Raw genomic sequence first — 18,603 nt, forward strand, 5'->3', positions numbered from 1 at the left:
TAATTAACCTGCCAATGATAATGCTAATTCCATCATTTTGTTGAATGCTTTTTCACGCTCTTCTGATGATGTATATTGGTGAGTTACAAGATTATCACTAATTGTTAAAATACATGCTGCTTTTTTGTTTAGTTTTTCAGCTACAGTGAATAGTCCATAACTTTCCATTTCAACACACACAGCACCTTGTGAATTTTTAATTCTTGTATCAACTGCTACATCTGTGTAAAAAGCATCTTCTGAATAAACGTGTTCTAAACGAACTGGAATGTTTAATTGCTTAGCATTTTTTAAAATTTGATTATTTAATTCTTCTGAAGGATAAACAATATTTTCTTCAGTTCCTAAAAAAGCTTTTCTGAATGAAGTGTTTTCTCCAAAACAGCTTTTTGTTAAAACAATATCATATAGAGCTAAATCTTCAACGAAGGCTCCACTTGAACCAATTCTAACAATTGATTCTACATCATAAAAGTTAAATAATTCATATGCGTAAATCCCGATTGAAGGGATACCCATACCTGAGGCACAAACACTAACTTCGTGTCCGTGGTATTTACCTGTATACATTAAAACATTTCTAACATTTGATACTAAACGAGGATTTTCTAAGTATTTTTCAGCAATGAATTTTGCTCTTAGAGGATCTCCTGGCATCAAAACTAGTTTAGCAATGTCGCCTTTTTTGGCATTAATGTGTGGTGTCATTTTGTCTCCTAATAGTTGTAAATTTCAGGTATTTTCTACCATATTAATTTTATCACAAAGACACAATCGGCTTGGTGGTATGACAAGGCTAAATTTCAAAAGAGGTAATCATTTTTGCTCCTTCATTTATAAGTTCGTTATTGTTGTTTTTTTCATCATTTTCAGTGCTTGGAAATGCATATACATCTTTATTTCTATCAATGAAATGGTCGATCAATTTATCAATATTTTTATCCTCTTTTAAAGAAGAAAAAATAACTAACTTACTTGCTAACGAAGAACATAATCGCTTGGTTGCTTCAAAATGTTTCTTTTCTAATTTCTTAACTGGTTTGTATAATTCACTGATAATCACCAAATTGTCATTTATAGCTGATATTTTTAGTTTATCTAGTGTACTTTGAGTATCGAGTGTTGAAATTAAAATTACTGGCTTGTTTGCATCATAAAATTTTCAAAATATGTAGCGTTCTACTTCATTATGAACTGTGGTCACTAGGCTACAATCAATATTTTTTAATTTTTCAAACACCATATCAATCAAGGCTTCTATCTTAGTGTCTAAATATGCTCCTGTAAATGCTAATTTGTTCTTATTATGTAAATTTTGTATTTTGCCTTGATAAAACAGAGTAAAAGGCGGTTTAGCTAAACGTAAAAATTCATCGGGATAATTTCTATTAAAAAGTGATAAGCAATTGCTAAATTTATCTTCAATATTTTCTAGTTCTTCATCTTTAATAGGTTCTTGTTGTTCTAAAGCATGGTAAATTTTGTCTCAATCGCCATTGTATTTAATTGAAAAATATTTTACAATTTCATTCATTTTGTCTCTCCTACCTATTAAAGTAAAAAAACCGATCATTTTTGAAACAAAATTTGATATTTTTGTTGTCTTTGCTGAAGCTAAAAAAATAGCAAAAAAGTCGCAAACCAAAGTTGCGACTTTACTTTATTATAATCAAAATTTAAGTATATGTTGTGCCTTGATAATTACTATTATCTTGAATTGTTCAAGGCTTTTTTGATATTGATTTCTTCGATAAAAGAGTATTTTTTTGAGTCTTTGTCTTCAGTATAAGTAGTTTTTAAGTTTAAAGGTTCTGTTGAAATGTTATTTACAATGATGTCAATTCTATCAGCACGTGAGTGCACGATACCTTTATTAACATAAAAAACTTTTCTTTCTGAAGCATCAATTCCTGAACCACCAACAAATAATTGACTGGTTACAATAGCTGCGGTAAATTCTAAACAATTTGCTTGTAAACCAATGTATCCTTCAGTTGTTTTTAGAGTAACAATATCTGTTTTAGTTTCTAAAAAACTTCCATAAGGAGTGGTTATTGTGACTGAAATTAAACTACTTGCCATTTGCTAGTTTTTGTGCTTTTTGCACTACTTCTTCAATTGTTCCAACATATAAGAAAGCTTCTTCAGGTAAGTCATCGTATTTACCTGCCAAGATTTCTCCGAATGAACGAACTGTATCTTTTAATTTAATGTATTTACCTTGGTAACCTGAGAATTTTTCAGCAACGAAGAATGGTTGTGATAAAAAGTTCCGAATACGACGAGCACGAGCAACAACTTTTTTATCTTCTTCACTCAATTCGTCCATTCCCAAAATTGCAATAATGTCTTGTAGTTCTTTGAATCTTTGTAAAATATTTTGAACTCCACGAGCAACATTGTAGTGTTCTGTTCCAATTACTTGTGGATCTAGTAGACGTGATCCTGAAGCAAGTGGGTCAATAGCAGGATAAATTCCTAAAGCTGCAATGTTACGGTCAAGAACTGTTTTAGCATCAAGGTGAGTAAAGGTTGTAGCAGGAGCAGGGTCAGTTAAGTCATCGGCTGGCACATAAACAGCTTGAACCGAAGTAATTGATCCTTGTTTGGTTGAAGTAATTCTTTCTTGCAATGAACCCATTTCAGTTGCTAGTGTTGGTTGATATCCAACGGCTGAAGGCATACGCCCTAACAGAGCACTAACTTCACTACCAGCTTGAGTGAAACGGAAGATGTTGTCAATGAATAAAAGCACATCTTGATTTTCACGATCACGGAAGTGTTCGGCCATTGTTAGAGCTGTAAAAGCAACTCTCATCCGAGCTCCAGGAGGCTCATTCATTTGTCCGAATACTAAAGCAGTTTTATCTAAAACTCCACTTGCTTCCATTTCGTGGTAAAGGTCATTTCCTTCACGTGTTCTTTCTCCTACTCCGGCGAAAACACTTATTCCCCCGTGTTGAGTAGCGATGTTATTAATTAATTCTTGAATTAGAACAGTTTTACCAACTCCAGCCCCACCAAAAAGACCAATTTTCCCTCCTTTAACGTAAGGCATTAATAGGTCGACAACTTTAATTCCTGTTTCTAGAATTTCAATTGTTGATTTTTGGTCTTCAAAAGCAGGTGCAGGGCGGTAAATAGGTTCATATTTAACATTGCTATAGTCGAAATTTTTGCCATCAATAGCATCCCCTAAAACGTTAAACATTCTTGAAAGCACTTGTGCTCCAACTGGTACACTAATTGGTGCTCCAGTGTCAATAACTTCTAGTCCACGGCGCAAACCGAATGTTAAGTCCATTGAAATTGTCCGTACTGTGTCATTTCCAATTTGTTGTGCTACTTCGAAAACATACTTTTTATTTTCAAAATTTAGCACTAAAGCATTGTTGATAAAAGGAACGTGTCCTTCACTAAATTGAACGTCGACAACAGGTCCTAAAATTTGAACAATTTTTCCAACGTTCGTTTTTTTATTTTCTGACATATAACTCCTTTCTTAAGAATTTGAACCACTGATGATTTCAGTGATTTCTTGAGTAATTTTTGCTTGTCTTGAACGGTTGTAATTTAATTGCAATTCGCCAATTAATTCATTTGCATTATCAGTTGCATTTTCCATCGCAGTTCTTCTTGCACTAGTTTCACTCAATTTCGCATGTGCTAAAGCCAAATAAATACTTGCTTCAAAATAGATAATGAATGAAGAAGCCAAAATCTTAGTTGCACTTGGTTCATAAATTGATAAATCGGTGCGATTAATTTCTTGTGTTCTTCCAGTGTGCTGCAATGGAAAAATTTGTTTAATTTTTGGTTCAGTAGTGATTGAGTTAATGTACTGAGTGTAAATGATATTTACCTCTGAAATGTGAACTTTTTGAATCACATCGTAGATTTTTTGACTAATGATTTGTGTCAAAGAATAGTCTAAACTATCTCCAACGTGAATAAATGACTGAATAACTTGATCACCATATTTTTCGTTTAAAAAGTTAAGAATTTTACTTCCTAAAACAATAAATAATGGTTTTTCATCGTTTAAATCACGAATCATTTTGTATAAATTAGCATTGTATGCACCACAAAGACCTAAATCAGAACCAATTACTATATAAAGTTTTTGTGGTTTTGTATCTTTAGGAGATTGTGAGTTAAGGATTTTGTTAATATCCTCAGCATGTAAGAGAATGTTGTCAAAAACAGCCATTACCCGATCATAGTAAACATTTATTTTATTGAAATCGGTTTTGATTTTGGCAATTTTGGCAGTGGCCACTAATTCCATTGCTTTAGTAATTTTCTTAGTGGTTGTTACTGATTCAATTCTGTGTTTGATTCCTAATAAATCAGCCATTATGCAGGAATAGCGTTGTATTGACTACTATCGTAGTTAGGAATAGTCTTTAAGAATGTATTAAGAATGAAATCAGTTAATAATTCTTTTAGATTTGCTACTAATTCATTATCAAATTGTTTGTCTTGTTGTAATTTCATTTTTAGTGACATTGCTTTTTTGTCTTGTTTGAAAAATGATAGTACTTCATTTTTAAATAAAGCAATATACTCAACTGGAATAGGGTTAGTTAAACGATATTTGATACAAAATAGCAATAATGCTTGGTCATATTGGTCTAAAGGTGAGTATTGTGCTTGTTTTAGAAATTCGTAAACTTTAGCTCCATGTTCTAAGATCATACGAGTATTTTCATCAAGATCTGAACCAAATTGAGCAAATGCTTGCATTTCGTTGTATTGTGCTAATTCAAGTTTTAGTGAACCTGAAACTTGTTTAATAGCTTTAATTTGTGCACTACCCCCTACCCGACTAACACTAAATCCAACGTCAACAGCTGGTCTTTGTCCTGAATTGAATAAACTTTCTTTAGTAAAAATTTGTCCGTCAGTGATTGAAATTACGTTAGTTGGAATATAAGCAGAAATATCTCCCGCTTGAGTCTCAACAATTGGTAAGGCAGTACATGAACCACCACCATTTTCTTTGTTTAAACGTGCACTACGCTCTAAAAGTTGTGAGTGTAGATAGAAAACATCTCCAGGGTATGCTTCACGTCCAGGAGGACGACGTAATAACAATGATAGTGTCCGGTAAGCAACAGCGTGTTTTGATAAGTCATCATAAACAATTAAAACTTCTTTACCGTGTTCCATTCACTCTTCAGCAATAGTGATTCCAGTGTATGGAGCAATATATTGCAATGGTGAAGCTTCACTAGCTCCAGCATTAATGATTGTTGTGTAACTTAAAGCATCATTAGCTTTTAAAGTTTCTACAATTTGGCTAACAGTTGAATTTTTTTGTCCGATTGCAACATAAATACATAAAACATTTTTACCTTTTTGGTTCAATATTGTATCAATAGCAATGGCGGTTTTTCCTGTTTGACGGTCACCGATGATTAGTTCACGTTGTCCTTTTCCAATTGGAACTAAGGCATCAATGGCTAGGATTCCAGTTTCTAGTGGTTGATTAACTTCTTCACGAGTCATAATACCAGGAGCAACTTTGAAAATTTCTGAATAATAAGAAGCAGAAATTGGGCCTTTTCCGTCGATTGGGTTAGCAAGAGCATCCACTACACGCCCTAAAAGTCCATCTCCAACTGGTGTTGAAATAACTTTATTAGTTCTTTTAACTTCGCTTCCTTCGGTAATTTTTTCATCATTTCCTAAGATAACAACTCCAGCTAGTTCTTCTTCTAAGTTTAGAACCATTCCATAAACATCATTTTCAAAGGCAATTAGTTCTCCTAGTTTAGCGTTATCTAAACCACTAATAAGAGCAATACCATCTCCAACGGTAACAACCTCACCAATTTCAGCTGTTTCAATTTGCTTTGCAAAATTTTTGACTTGATTTTTAATAATTGCACTTAAGCTTGTTGGTTTTAAAGCCATGGTTACCTCCTTTTAATTTAAAATAGTTTGCTTCATTTTTTTCAACTGAGCCAGGATTGAATTGTCAACAACATTATCCCCGATAACGATTTTGATACCACCAATAAGATTTGGCTCAAGTTTATTAACGAGAATGATGTTTTTGTTAAATTTGGCTGTCATTTTTTGTTCAAAATCTTTTATTTCTTGTTCACTTAATTTGATTGTTGAATAAATAATTCCTTGTTCGATATTTTTCTTTTCGTAATACATTTGTTGGAATTTAGCAAAAATGTCACATGTTAAACCGATTGTACGATTACGCACTAAGACTTTCAAAAAATCAATTAAGATTGGTTGCCCATTGTGCATAATGTCATCAATTAATTTGAATTTTTGCTCATCTTCAAGTGAATAAGATTTTAAAATTTTTAAAATTTCTTTATTTTCGTTAATTGCTATATCAATAGCTTGAAAATCATTGAAGATATTTTCAAGATTATTATCCTCATCTGCTAGTTCATAAATGGCCAATGCATAGTTAGCAATTTGTTCACTATAGTTCATTGTTTGCCTCTTCTAGCAATTGTTGGATCATTTTCTTGTTTTCTTCATCTTTGATTTCTCTTCCTAAAATTTTCTGGCTGATTTCGATTGCATTTTCAACAATAATTTTCTTTTGTTGACTTTCAAAATCTCTTCAGCTTTTAGTGATTGAATTGTTAGCTTGTTCGATGATTGAGTGTGCCTTGTTTTTTGCTTCTTCAGTTTTGTCATCTATGATTTTTTCACTGTCGATTTTGGCATCATTAATCATTTTGTCAATTCTTTTGTATGTGTCTAAAAGCGATTCATTTGCTTCATTTTTAATTTTTAAAGCATCTTCTTTAGCTTTTACAGCGTCATCAATGTTTTGTTGAATATAGTTTTGTCTTCTTTTTAGCATTTTTTTAGCAGGACGATAAGCTAATAAAACTAGAATTGTGACTGCTAAAAGAAAGAATGTTAAAGTAAAAAGAAAATAAGGTCATGAGAAAGAAAAAGTTTCGAAAATATCTCTTAGTTTTTGTGAAACTGTTTCTTCTTTCATAACTACTAAAGCTGTGTTTTGCATAAAATTAAACGAAAATTAGTAAGAATGAGATAACTAAACAGTAAATAGCTGAAGTTTCAACGAATGATAGACCGATAAGCATTAAGCTGGTTAGTTTTGATCTTGCTTCTGGGTTTCTTCCGATTGCTTCAACAGTTTTACCAACTAAATAACCTTGTCCCATTCCGGCTCCACCAGCACCGACCATTGCGATACCAGCACCAACTAAAGCTAGACCATAAGCTAGACCTGCTGCTTCGCTAGCAGTTCCATTGTCTTTGATTTGTGAAATGTTAAATAAATTTGTAACTAATTCTGTATTCATAAAATTCTCCTTTATGCGGTTTGATTAACAACCATTGTTTCCATTTGTTGGTTGATTTTTTTTCGTTTTTCTTTTTTCACTTCTTCACCCACGGCTGTTGCTCAATAACTCATTGTCAGAACCGTGAAGACAAATGCTTGAAGAAGCGAGTCAAACATGTCAAAATACAAACTTGCAAATGGCATGATAATTAATGCTATAACGTTAAATGTCAAAGCTGATTCATTATTTCCTACAACAAAACGTCATAAGTAAGTAAATAAACCATGCAATAAAAGCATTAATAAAACACCACCAGTGATGTTTCCGAACATACGGAAACTAAGTGAAAGAATAGGTGAAAAAATACCTGGTCAACTGATTGGATTTAATCATTCTTTAAAATATCTTATTTTTTGGCAACTTATACCAATAACAAAAGTCATAATTCAAGTAACGGAAGTGATTGCCAAGACGAAAGTAAGTGATGTTCCGACTGGTGCGAGTCCGGCGACTCCGACTAGGTTACCTAAGGCTAAAAAGATGAATAAACCAAAGAAATATGGCGAAAACTTATTTAGTTTTGAATCTGTCATATTGTCAGTTAAATCTTCAATAAAATAAATGTAACTTTCAACTACAACAACAATTTTCGAAGGTACTTCGTTTTCTTTTGTTTTACGAATCATGAAGTAAAGTGTTATGCTTGCTAAAACAATCATGATGAAAACAACGGCTAAACTAAATAATTGGTTTAAAGATAATACTTTTGGTCCTCATGCTTGAGGATTAGATAGTTGCCCATGATTAAAAATCTTGTCCATTTATCTCCTTTCTCTTAATTTTTTTACTGATAGTAAATGCAAGGCAAAACGAAAGTGGTAAAACGGTGATTGCAAGGCAATAAAAAACAATATTGATTGGATATAAACCACCATGTAAATGGCTAAAACCGATTTTGTTTGTGACATAGCGATTAAACAAAAAAAGTCCAAGCAAGATACAGGCTGTCAAGATAATATTGACATAAACCATTCCGATTGCTTGTAATTTACTATATTTTTTATTTGCAAACTTGTTATAGATTCAATAATCCACAACTAATATTGCTAAAGAATTTGTTAGTCCTACCAAATAACCCCACAAATATGTATAGGTTTGAGTCTTAACAAAGGCTAAAACCAATAGACTAACAAGCAAAAAGCTGTGAAATAAAAATAAAATTCTTCCTAAGTAATTTAAAAATCTTTTATCAAAATATTTCATAACTTGTCTCATTTTGGGTTAATTGAATTATAGCACCATTAATTGAGAAATGAAAATGCAAAATTAAAAAAACATGCCGGTTTATTGGCATGTTTTCACTAATGAAAATTAGTTTTGTACGCTTTCTTCGCTTGGGTTAGATTGTGAAGCATCTTGGTTGATTTGTGGAACCTGTTTTCCGTTCAAGAAATCATACATTTTTTCAATATTTTCTAATGAAGAAATATCAAAGTTAGCTTCAGTTTTTGATCTAGCAACAAAGTCAGCAGATAGTGCACGGTAAGCAGCAATATCTCTAATTTGTTCATCTGTTAGAGTTTGTTTTAGAGATAGGTTTACATGTCTTGTTGCATCTCCATATGCCATGAATTTATCCATGATGTCATATTTAATTTGTAACAATTTAATGTATCCTTGAGAAATCATTGAATATTGAATTCTTGTTGCAGAAGTTGTTTTTGTTCTTTCTATATTTCTATCTAATAGTCAGTATTTTGTAGCTTTGTAGAATTGTTGATTTGAGAAGTATTTAGCGATATCTGAAGACAATTTAGCAAAAATTCTTGATTTATCTTCTGTTGGTTTGTAGTAATTTTCAATAAATGCTGATAGAACACCTTTTTGCCCACCTTATAGAACAACTGAGTTGTTTAAAAGTTCAACTTTGTCAGTTTTAGCTAATCAGTAATTGTATTCTGATGATTGTCCTCATGCATATAGGTTTACATACATGTCAACTACTGAGTTTAGAACACCTGTGCTAATTAGTTCTCTAACTGGATCAACATCTGCTTGTGCTTGGTATGAAGCATTTTTAACAAATTCTGGTTCTAGAGTATTTGTTACGAATGCTTTTAATGTTTTTCCATAGAAAGGAGTAAATTGCATATCTTGTTGGTATCCGTTAGTTGAATCTAGTAGTTTGTCGTCAATAATTGATTTGATTTCTTTTAGGGCTTCTGAAGCTTTAACAACGATGTTTTGGCTTGCTTTAACTTGTAGAGCAAGTAGCATGTCGTCGTGTTCTTTGAATTGTTGTGATGTTGTAAATAATTGGTCATCTTTAACAATTTCATTGAATTCAGCTTGGTATTTAATTTTGATTAGTTTTATATTTTGATCATCTGGTAATGAGTTAATCAAGTTAAATACATCTTCTTTATCTGCGAAGTATTTTTCTTTAGCTTCTGCTAGAGCTGCAACTTCTTCAGCATCATCAATAGCTTTTCTTAGAACAATAATAGCATCTTGAATGTTTTTGTCATTTAATTTATCTTCAACGATTGGTTGTTCTGGTTCTGCTAATGCTTTTGCATCAGTAATAGCTTTATCTAAAATAGCAATTGCTTCAGGGTATCTTGATAATCTTGCATCAGTTTTTCTAGCTTTAACAATTCCCATCATTACATCGTACATTGATTGGTAGTTAACTAGTGAGTTATCCATTGCTTTAACTTTAGCTAGGATGTCAGCAAGTGTTTGGTCAACACCATTTTTTAATAAGTCAGTGTGGAACATGTGTTTTTGAACTTCTTGATATTTTTCAGTTCCTCATGTCATAACTTTAGCTTTAACACTGTCATCATTTGAAAGTGTATCATTGAAGAATTTACCATTGTTAGCTGTTCATTTGTCATAAATTTTCTTCAATTCAACAAATGGAACTGCTCTTTGAGCAACGTTTCTTGTTGAATACATTGACAATAATCTTTGTTTTCATTGGTTTCATGATCATGTTTTGTAAGATTCATCAGTGATGTAGCTTTCTTCAAGGTCCACTGATTCTTTAATTGAAATTTTTCAGTATGGAGTAAATACAAAGTCAGCAACATATTGGTTTTCAGCGTAAATTGCTTTTGTTTCAGCAATTAAGTTTTTGTAATCAATTAAAGCTTTATCTTTTCTTGCTTTTTCAAATGATTCTTTAATGTTTCTTAAAGCATTTGCTGAACTACGTACTAGGTCAAGAACTTTATCTTTTTCACTTGTGTACGCTGTTCCTTCTTGTTCAGTATTTGCAACTGAAGGATCTACAGGTTTTTCCAAACTGTTAGATAGAACATTTAAGAAACTATTGATTCTTGTTTCTAATTCTTGTTTAATTACTGAGTATCCATCAACGTTTTCTGAAATACGTTTAAACAATTCTTCAGCGTCTAGGTTTTCTAGAACATATTCTGAGTTAGATGTTACAGGTTCATTAGTTTTAAGAGCATCATTTTCAACGATAGTTAAGTTCGATTTGTAGTCATCGGCAACATCTGATTGTACATTGATTGATTTATTTGATCAAATGTAAGCATTGTTTACTAGGGCTTTTAGATCGTTCATTTGTGCTTGCAATTTGTGAGCAAATACAAAGACTTCTAAATCATCTCCAAGTGATTTAATTTCATCAGCAACATCTTTTGCTTCTTTGATTGAAGAGTAAAGTTTTAATTTTGTTACTTGTCCATTTTCATCTTTTGAAGCAACTGATTTTTCATCAACATATTTACGATATAAATCAATTCTTTCTTGTACTGTTTTTTTGTCTTCTTCATTGAATCTAGTCAGACTTGTAGTTGCAATATTTTCTTTTTTAGCGTAGTATTTTCTAGCCTTTGTCAATAAAGAGTTATTTACATTCATGATGAAAATAGGTTCTTGCTCACTGATTGCATCATTGATTTCTTTTGCTTTAGCGTCGTAATCTGCTACTGTTTCAGGATTGGCTGCATCTTTGTTTGATTCAAAAGCAGTTTTCAAGGCTTCTTGCACATCATAGTTAATGTTTGTTTCATTATTTGTTGCATTATTGTCTTGTCCGTTTTCAGTATTTCAAGTTTCAATTAGAATTCTTAAAGCAAAAAGTTCTCTTAGAGCTTTTTGTCATTTTGCTTTAGCTACTTCAATTTTAGCTTTTTCAATAGCAGCTAGAATTTCACCAGCAGCAGGGATAACTTGTGATTCGTAACTGTTTTTTAGTTTGTCATTTTTGTCGTAAAGTTTTGATTTAGCTGAAACTAAAGCTTTCTTTAGACCATCTAATGCTGTTGGGTAATCTTTGTTTTCATCCATGAATGCATTTGCAGCTTTAACTGCTTGTGTGTATGGATATAGATTTTTAGCAACTTTAGCATCATCTAATGCTTTTTGTAGAGCGTCAGTAGCATCTTTAATTGTGTTTGGTTTGTCAGTTGATTGTTCTACATCTTTTGAAGCTTTAATTGCTTCGTAAATTTCATTAACTCTTCCGTCTAAAACAGCTTTTTTGTCTGTTAAATCTTGTGAATAGTCTGTTATAGTGTTATTATTTTCACTTTTATCTTGAGCAAGTCATTGTTCAACAACTTTTTTCAAGTCATTGTAAGCTTTTAGTTCATCTGTTGCAACAGCTTCTTTCATTCTTCAACTTAGGTAGTCGATTTGTGATTGAATTTGGTTTCTGTTAACTCTGTCAATTGTTGTATCTCTATCAACATCAGCAGGTAATCCTTTTTCTTCTCAAACTGTGTAGTTTGCTTGGTTAACTGCTTGGTCAACAATAACTTTCGAAGCTTCTTCAGTTAGTTGAGCTTTTCTGTCTTCAACGTCTTTTCTTGTTTTTAGGAATTCTTGTAGAGTATAGTTTTTATCTACTGAATCAACTAGTTTTTGCAATTCAATAGCAGCTTTTCTAACAGCATCAAAACCTGATTGGTTTGCTTGTGCTGTTGAAACAGTAGCATCAGTTTCACTTAGTTTTGATTGTAGTTGTTGCTTGTATGAGCTTACTAATGCTCTCTTTGAATCAAGAATGTTTTCATCTGTATCAACATCGTTTAGTTTTGTTGATAATAAGTCATTTGCAGCTGTTTGAGCAACTTTATAGTCAGCTTTAACTGCATCTAATTTGGCATTATTTAGAGCAGCTGCTAGTGTGTCGTATTGATTTGATACTTCTTGCAATTTAGCATCTAAAGTAGTATTATCAACTAGTGTTCTTACATCACCGATTGATTCTACATAACTTGTAGCTGTTGTAACTGCTTGGCTCAATGTTTCAGCAATTTTGTCGTAACGAGGACTTTCTTTGGCGTTTTTAAATGTTTGTGCTTGAGTGTCAGCAGTTGTTGCAAGTGATGTAATAGCATCTTTTTTAGCAAGAATTTCATCTTGTTTGTCGATAATTTTTTGATCTTCTTTTGCTTTGTTGTATGCTTCACTTAATTTGTTGTATGCTTCAACAACTTTTGCATCTTCACTTTCTTTTGCACCTTCAACAACTTTACCTTGTTCGTCTTTAACAGCTTGTAAAGTTGATTTGATGTTTTCATATGAAGATTTATTTAAACCTTCTAAGTAACCTTTAACTTCTTTATCTAATTCTTTATAAACAGCAACTTGGTATAGTTTGTTTGCTTTAGCTTTAGCTTCGGTCAAGGCAGCATATTGTTCTCTTCAAGCTGAATCTGTTTCAACCTTGTCTTTAGTTTTTCCATTTTCATCTTGATCTTGGGTTTTAGCAACTGAGTCTGTAATTGCTTTTTCAAAATCGGTTGCACTTAAGCTTTTAGCTTTTAGATTATTTAATAGTTCTTTTGATGAGTCAACCAATTTTTTGTATTCTTGAACCATTGCACTTGCTTCGCTTGTTTTTTGAGCAATAATGGCTTTAGCTTTTTCAATTGCAGCTTCTAACTCTTTTGTTTTTGCTACTAATTCTTCACTTGAAGCTTTGTTGCTGATTGATTTTGCGTCATCAATAGCTTTTTTAAAGTCTTTCAAGTCTTCAGCAAATGCTGAATTGTCATCGTATAACTTTTGAGCTTCAAATAACTTAGTACCTAAGTCTTTTAACTCTTGACTTGCACCACAACTTGCTGATAAAAATGCTAGCGAGATACCAACAGCTGTAGTAGAAAGAAGTCCAGTAATGACTGCGACTTTTTTACTTTTTGTCATACAAAGTCTCCTTATTTTGTATTTTGTACGTATTTGTTTTTCGAAAAACATTTCGATAATAAAACTGTTTTATTTTTTAAAAGTGTAAAACATAGTTTCAAAGTCAAATTATTAATAACATTTAAAACTCCCAAAATAATAGTAAATTGGCACAACTTTTTTGTACCTTACTTAGCAACGTTTTACTATGTAAAACTATCATTTTCTTGTTTTACGTTTCTAATTATAACCCACTTTAATAAAAAATGGTATTTTTGGACATTGAAAAATGCTGATTTCAAGCATTTTTTTAATTAATTTTTATTTTTTAAAATAAAAAGTGCCACAATGGGCACTCTTAAATGGTTATTGAAAATTATTCAGCTTCTACTTCGTAAACTGAAGCATATTTACGGTTTCTTCTTGTTTCGTATTTTACAATACCATCAACAAGAGCGTATAAGGTGTCATCATTTCCTCTACCAACGTTTTTTCCTGGGAAAATTTTTGTTCCTCTTTGACGGTAGATGATTCCACCTGCTAATGTAAATTGTCCGTCTGCTAACTTAGCACCAAGTCTTCTTCCGGCCGAGTCACGACCGTTATGGGTACTTCCACCTGCTTTTGTCTTTGCCATGTTCTAATTACCCCTTGATCTCTTCAATTTTTACTCTTGTGTAAGGTTGACGGTGTCCTAATTTACGTTTGTGAGTAGATTTAGCATTGTGACGATACACAACGATTTTTTTAGCTTTTCCTTGTTTTTCAATAACTCCAGTAACACTAGCTCCTTCAACATATGGTGCTCCGATTTTTGATTCTAGAGCAACTACTTTGTCAAAAGTTACTTTGCTACCAGCTTCTCCATCGATTTTTTCGATGAAAATTGTATCTCCTGGTTTAACAATTAGTTGTTTTCCACCAGTTTCAATAATAGCGAACATAGATGTCCTCCTTATTTGATGGCTCGCCCTTAAGGTGCTATGCTTAAAACCTGTTTGGAACGGTTACAACAAGTAACGTTTTTAATTATAAATTATTTTGTTATTTTGTTACTAAAAAACTTTACAACGTAAACTTGCTATTTGTAGCATAAATTTTTTGTTGTTTTGCATCAATAAGTTGTCCTTCAGAAGTTAAGAATTCTCAAATTGAAGCAACCAAATTTGCAAAACCTAAATCAAAGTTTTGTTCTACATCCTGACGTAATTTTTGAATGCCAGGCCATCTTCTACCTGGACCAATTTTGTCGCTGACATAAACAATTTTTTCTAAAGTTGTTGGTTTTATACTTAAAGTAGTGTGATGTTTGATTGCATGAAGAATGCTTTTGTTAGTGATTTTGTATTCATTTTTAAGAAACAAGTAGGCAGTTAATTGGTGGTATTGATAAGGATGATAATCCTTAACATTTAGTCCATATTTTTGAATCATTTGCTCGTGTTGTTCGTTAGTTCATTCTTTAGTAATATCATGCAGCAAGCCAGCATAATAAGCAGTCTTAACATCATAATTTAACTGTTTAGCAAGTTGAGCTGCATATTCTCCAGTTGAAAAGCAGTGACTATTTCTTGAAATTGAAAGAGTGTTAAGAATTAAATCACGAGCGTATAAAAAGTTTTTTCCAATGTATGATTGAACCCTTGAATCAACAATTTTGATATTACCTTGACGATATTCAGTAGCTGCAAAATCTCATAGTGGGTTATCCAAAATCAAAACGTTATACTTTTTTGCATTAATTTTAGAAAAATTCTTAGTACGACGAAAACACACAAGTTTCACTCACTTACTGAAATCATTAACACCTTGTCACTTGTTTAAAGAACTTAAATTGTCAGAACCTAGAATGAAAAACAATTCATCTTGTGAATATTTTTGTTTAAAGTATTTCAGTGTTTCGAATGTGTATGAAGGTCCTGTTCTTTTGATTTCAAAATCACTAACTTCAAAATTATCAAAATCCTGAATGGCGATTTTAACCATGTTGTAACGGTCTTGATTAGAAGCAGAAGGTTGATTTTTTTTATCGGGATTTTGATTAGCAGGAATAAGAATAATCTTGTCTAAATTTAGTGTTTTACAAGCATGTTGAGCAATCAAAATGTGTCCTTTGTGGATGGGATCAAAAGTTCCGCCAAATAAACCTATTTTCATCTTGTTTCCTTTCTTATTTTGTGCAGTTGTAATTATTATGTGACATCAATATTTGTTTGTTGGGCAAATATATCTTTTATCATTTTACACAACTATAAAAAATTTCAAGCCTAAAAAATAAAAGACTACACTTGCAAGTATAGTCACAGTTATTTTTTCAAAATTGATTGGTCAATATCAATTAAATCATTATTGTCATAGTCATTGATGCTGAATTTGATTTGGTCAGCACGAACGTTTTGCATATTTTCATGTTCTTGGCCAGTAAAAAGCGTTTTTGAGCCAAGTGAAAAATTAATTTTATCGATAATGGCTTTGCTATCATTTTCTTTTTCTTGTTCGAAAAGCGAAAAAGGTGTTTCATTGTCTTGTGAAGAAATTAAATTGTGAACTCTTAATCCTATTCCTCTTAGTGGTTCACCATCTCAATTTTCTTTTAGAAGTTTAAAACAAGCTTTAAAAATATCTTCGAGATTGTTTGTTGGTACCTTGATATTGCGTTGAAAAATATTTCAACTTTTATCTTGATTACGAACTTGAATAGAAACTACGGAACATAGATAATTTCTTATTTTCAAACGATTTACAACTTTTTTAGTTAAGGACAAAAGAATATTTTTGAGATGTTCTTCATCAAAAATATCATCTTGCATAAAGGTTGTAGATTGACCTATTCCTTTTAGTTCAATTGGTTTTGCTTCTTGTGATTTAACTGTTATCCCTTTTGCCATTTGCTGAAAGCTATAAAAGTTAACACCCAGTATTGAACGTAATAAAGTAGTATTCTGGCAATATACAAAATCGCCGATTGTATTGATATTTACTGCTTTGAGTTTTTGTGTACTTTTTCTACCGATCATGAAAAAATCACCAATATCTAGTGAGTAAAAATTGTTAGCAATGTCTTCTTTTTGAGTAAAAACTATTCCGTGTGGCTTAGCAAGATTAGTAGACATTTTTGCTAAAAATTTGTTGTAACTAATTCCTATTGAACAAGGTATGTTAAGTTGATTCCAAATTGTGTCTTGAATGATTTTGGCATATTCGATAGGAGAAGAATAATTTTGTATCACATCACTAACATCAAGATAGCACTCATCAATTGAATAAACTTCAATGTTTTTACTGAATTTTGTTGCTATTAGTTCAAAAATTCTAGCACTCACAGAACGATAATAATCTAGTCTTGGTTCTAAAACCAAAAGGTTAGGAATTTTTTGTTTGGTAACGTAGATTGGCTCACCTACTTTAGCACCTAATTTTTTGGCATCAGAACTTAAAGCAGTAGCAATTGAACGTTTAGTATTTTTAGAAATTGCAATCGGTACATTTTTTATATCTGGTCTGATTGCTCTTTCACAAGATACAAAAAAACTATCCATATCAATATGGAAATAAATTTTACTATTCAAGGTTTAATGCCTTTTTGATTGCTCTGATAATAAGTGAAGCGCACTCAACACGATTTAAGTGTTTTTTAACATTTTCAAAAACTACTAAGTTATTTAATAATTCCTTGTTTTCCGTGTGATTTTGGTTAATCATCGACTCATAGTTTTCCAAAATTTCTTTAACTTCTTCAGTACTTTTGTTTTTTATTAAATCTAAAACCAAATCAGTTGAAGAAATAAAAATAGAACAACCGCTACCATTAAATTGAGCATTTTTAATAACGTTATTTTTCACCACTAAACCAATTTCAAGATTATCAGCACACCCACTTCTTGAGTAAGCTTGTCCTTGCAAACCACTAAGTGTTTCACTTTTATTGTTTGGGGTCAAATAGTGTTGATAAATTAAATCCCTTTTTTGTTGATCACTAAATGAAGTCAAGAAAATCACCTCCGTTGATTAAAGCTTCTATCAGTCTTTCAATATCTTTTTCATCATTGTAAAAGGCAAGTGAGGCTCTCACCATTGTGCCATGAAAATTAGGATCAATTTCAAGTAAATAAGCACAAAAAGTTCCACTGCGAACGTAGATGTCACGGTGTCCTAAGTACGAAGCAACATCTTGTGAACTAACATTTTGGATGTTAAATAAACAAATATTATCACCAGGCTTAGAATACAAAATAATATTTGGCACTTTAGTTAGCTTTTCATGCAGTTTTGTAGATAAAGAATACATTTTTTCATTCATTTTATCGAAACCAATTTCATTAATAAAATCAATAGCTTTGTTGAACTGATAAATCCCAGCAAGATTTAAGGTTCCTACTTCATATGCACTGTAGTCCATATCATAATTTGGATTACTGAACGATTTTGCAGCTCCACCACCAAATTTTTTAGGCATTACAAATGAAAAAACACGATCACTTATACATAAAACTCCAAGACCTGTTGGACCATACATTTTGTTTGCAGAAACAGCGATAAAATCACAATTTTTGATAGTTACTTTAGTGTGTGGCGCGGCTTGTGCAGCATCGTTAACCAAATACACATCATTTTTTAAACATGCTTGATAAATTGAGTCTAATTCGTATTTTTCGTTAAGATTATTTGTTTGTTGGCTAAGAGCAACAATTTTAGTTTTTTTATTAATTTTTTGCATTAAATCTTGTTGTGTGGTGAAATATACAAAATTAACATTTTTGTCTTTTAAGAAATAAAAATATGGCAAAACATTGCTTGCATGATTGTATAAAGAAAGTAAAATTTCATCACCTTCATTGACTAAATCTGCTAACATCATAGCAACTTGGTTGAGTGCTTCACTTGCTCCTGAGTAAAAAATTGTCTTTTTTCAATCAGCTTCAAAAAATGAAGCGACTTTTTGACGAGTTTGATTAACTATGTCGCTAACTTCCATTCCTAGTCTTGAGTCTTTTGTTCGAGTTGAAATCGAAAATTTAGTATAAAAATCATTACCAGCTTGACAAACTACTTCCGGTTTCAAACCTAATGCACCATTATCTAAATAAGCAATGTCATTATTTTGCAGCATTGGAAAAAATTTCTTATAATCCATTTT

19 protein-coding genes are annotated in these 18,603 nt (G+C 31.8%); all 19 read right to left on the reverse strand.

All coding sequences use genetic code 4. The features are described from left to right. Positions 1-3 precede the first annotated feature (3 nt). Positions 4-750, reverse strand: a complete 747-nt coding sequence (gene deoD / locus ACWXVN_RS00405; protein ID WP_455967998.1) for a purine-nucleoside phosphorylase — start codon at positions 748-750, stop codon at positions 4-6. Between the two features lie 46 nt (positions 751-796). Further along, on the reverse strand, positions 797-1,534 hold the full coding sequence (locus ACWXVN_RS00410; RefSeq protein WP_438341683.1) for a DNA-processing protein DprA: 738 nt from the start codon (positions 1,532-1,534) through the stop codon (positions 797-799). A gap of 173 nt (positions 1,535-1,707) precedes the next feature. Next, complete coding sequence (locus ACWXVN_RS00415) at positions 1,708-2,082, reverse strand: hypothetical protein (protein WP_438341682.1); 375 nt, start codon at positions 2,080-2,082, stop codon at positions 1,708-1,710. Further along, complete coding sequence (gene atpD, locus ACWXVN_RS00420) at positions 2,072-3,490, reverse strand: F0F1 ATP synthase subunit beta (RefSeq protein WP_438341681.1); 1,419 nt, start codon at positions 3,488-3,490, stop codon at positions 2,072-2,074. Before atpD ends, ACWXVN_RS00415 begins: the two co-directional genes overlap by 11 nt. A 12-nt stretch (positions 3,491-3,502) precedes the next feature. Next, a complete protein-coding gene (gene atpG, locus ACWXVN_RS00425) occupies positions 3,503-4,357 on the reverse strand; it encodes an ATP synthase F1 subunit gamma (RefSeq protein WP_438341680.1) in 855 nt (284 codons plus the stop codon). Then, positions 4,357-5,919: a F0F1 ATP synthase subunit alpha gene (gene atpA, locus ACWXVN_RS00430; protein ID WP_455978744.1), complete on the reverse strand. Its 1,563-nt coding sequence runs from the start codon at positions 5,917-5,919 to the stop codon at positions 4,357-4,359. The genes atpG and atpA overlap by 1 nt, the downstream gene beginning before the upstream one ends. 12 nt (positions 5,920-5,931) lie before the next feature. Beyond that, positions 5,932-6,465 carry a F0F1 ATP synthase subunit delta gene (locus ACWXVN_RS00435; protein WP_455968002.1) on the reverse strand — a complete coding sequence of 178 codons (534 nt, stop codon included), beginning with the start codon at positions 6,463-6,465 and terminating at the stop codon, positions 5,932-5,934. Further along, entirely contained in the window at positions 6,455-6,988 is a 534-nt protein-coding gene (locus tag ACWXVN_RS00440) for a F0F1 ATP synthase subunit B family protein (protein ID WP_455968004.1), read from the reverse strand. Before ACWXVN_RS00440 ends, ACWXVN_RS00435 begins: the two co-directional genes overlap by 11 nt. A 28-nt stretch (positions 6,989-7,016) precedes the next feature. After that, complete coding sequence (gene atpE, locus ACWXVN_RS00445; RefSeq protein WP_438341676.1) at positions 7,017-7,316, reverse strand: ATP synthase F0 subunit C; 300 nt, start codon at positions 7,314-7,316, stop codon at positions 7,017-7,019. A gap of 11 nt (positions 7,317-7,327) precedes the next feature. After that, complete coding sequence (locus ACWXVN_RS00450) at positions 7,328-8,119, reverse strand: F0F1 ATP synthase subunit A (protein WP_455978745.1); 792 nt, start codon at positions 8,117-8,119, stop codon at positions 7,328-7,330. Continuing rightward, positions 8,103-8,561 (reverse strand): hypothetical protein, encoded by a 459-nt coding sequence (locus ACWXVN_RS00455; protein ID WP_455968007.1) that lies wholly within the window; start codon positions 8,559-8,561, stop codon positions 8,103-8,105. The genes ACWXVN_RS00450 and ACWXVN_RS00455 overlap by 17 nt, the downstream gene beginning before the upstream one ends. A 108-nt stretch (positions 8,562-8,669) precedes the next feature. Next, the gene (locus tag ACWXVN_RS00460; protein ID WP_455978746.1) at positions 8,670-9,110 is read right to left on the reverse strand and encodes a hypothetical protein; all 441 of its coding nucleotides are present in this window, start codon (positions 9,108-9,110) and stop codon (positions 8,670-8,672) included. A gap of 81 nt (positions 9,111-9,191) precedes the next feature. Further along, on the reverse strand, positions 9,192-13,487 hold the full coding sequence (locus ACWXVN_RS00465) for a hypothetical protein (RefSeq protein WP_455978747.1): 4,296 nt from the start codon (positions 13,485-13,487) through the stop codon (positions 9,192-9,194). A gap of 355 nt (positions 13,488-13,842) precedes the next feature. Then, positions 13,843-14,103, reverse strand: a complete 261-nt coding sequence (gene rpmA, locus ACWXVN_RS00470; protein WP_438341672.1) for a 50S ribosomal protein L27 — start codon at positions 14,101-14,103, stop codon at positions 13,843-13,845. 7 nt (positions 14,104-14,110) lie between these two features. Next, positions 14,111-14,410, reverse strand: a complete 300-nt coding sequence (gene rplU / locus ACWXVN_RS00475; RefSeq protein ID WP_438341671.1) for a 50S ribosomal protein L21 — start codon at positions 14,408-14,410, stop codon at positions 14,111-14,113. Positions 14,411-14,531: 121 nt separating this feature from the next. Further along, entirely contained in the window at positions 14,532-15,623 is a 1,092-nt protein-coding gene (locus ACWXVN_RS00480; RefSeq protein WP_438341670.1) for a nicotinate-nucleotide adenylyltransferase, read from the reverse strand. Positions 15,624-15,772: 149 nt separating this feature from the next. Continuing rightward, the gene (locus tag ACWXVN_RS00485; RefSeq protein WP_455978749.1) at positions 15,773-17,005 is read right to left on the reverse strand and encodes a Y-family DNA polymerase; all 1,233 of its coding nucleotides are present in this window, start codon (positions 17,003-17,005) and stop codon (positions 15,773-15,775) included. A gap of 22 nt (positions 17,006-17,027) precedes the next feature. Further along, entirely contained in the window at positions 17,028-17,456 is a 429-nt protein-coding gene (locus ACWXVN_RS00490) for an iron-sulfur cluster assembly scaffold protein (RefSeq protein WP_455978750.1), read from the reverse strand. Then, a complete protein-coding gene (locus tag ACWXVN_RS00495) occupies positions 17,443-18,600 on the reverse strand; it encodes an aminotransferase class V-fold PLP-dependent enzyme (protein ID WP_455978751.1) in 1,158 nt (385 codons plus the stop codon). The genes ACWXVN_RS00490 and ACWXVN_RS00495 overlap by 14 nt, the downstream gene beginning before the upstream one ends. Positions 18,601-18,603: the final 3 nt, after the last annotated feature.

The organism is Mycoplasma sp. 4044 (assembly GCF_053851695.1).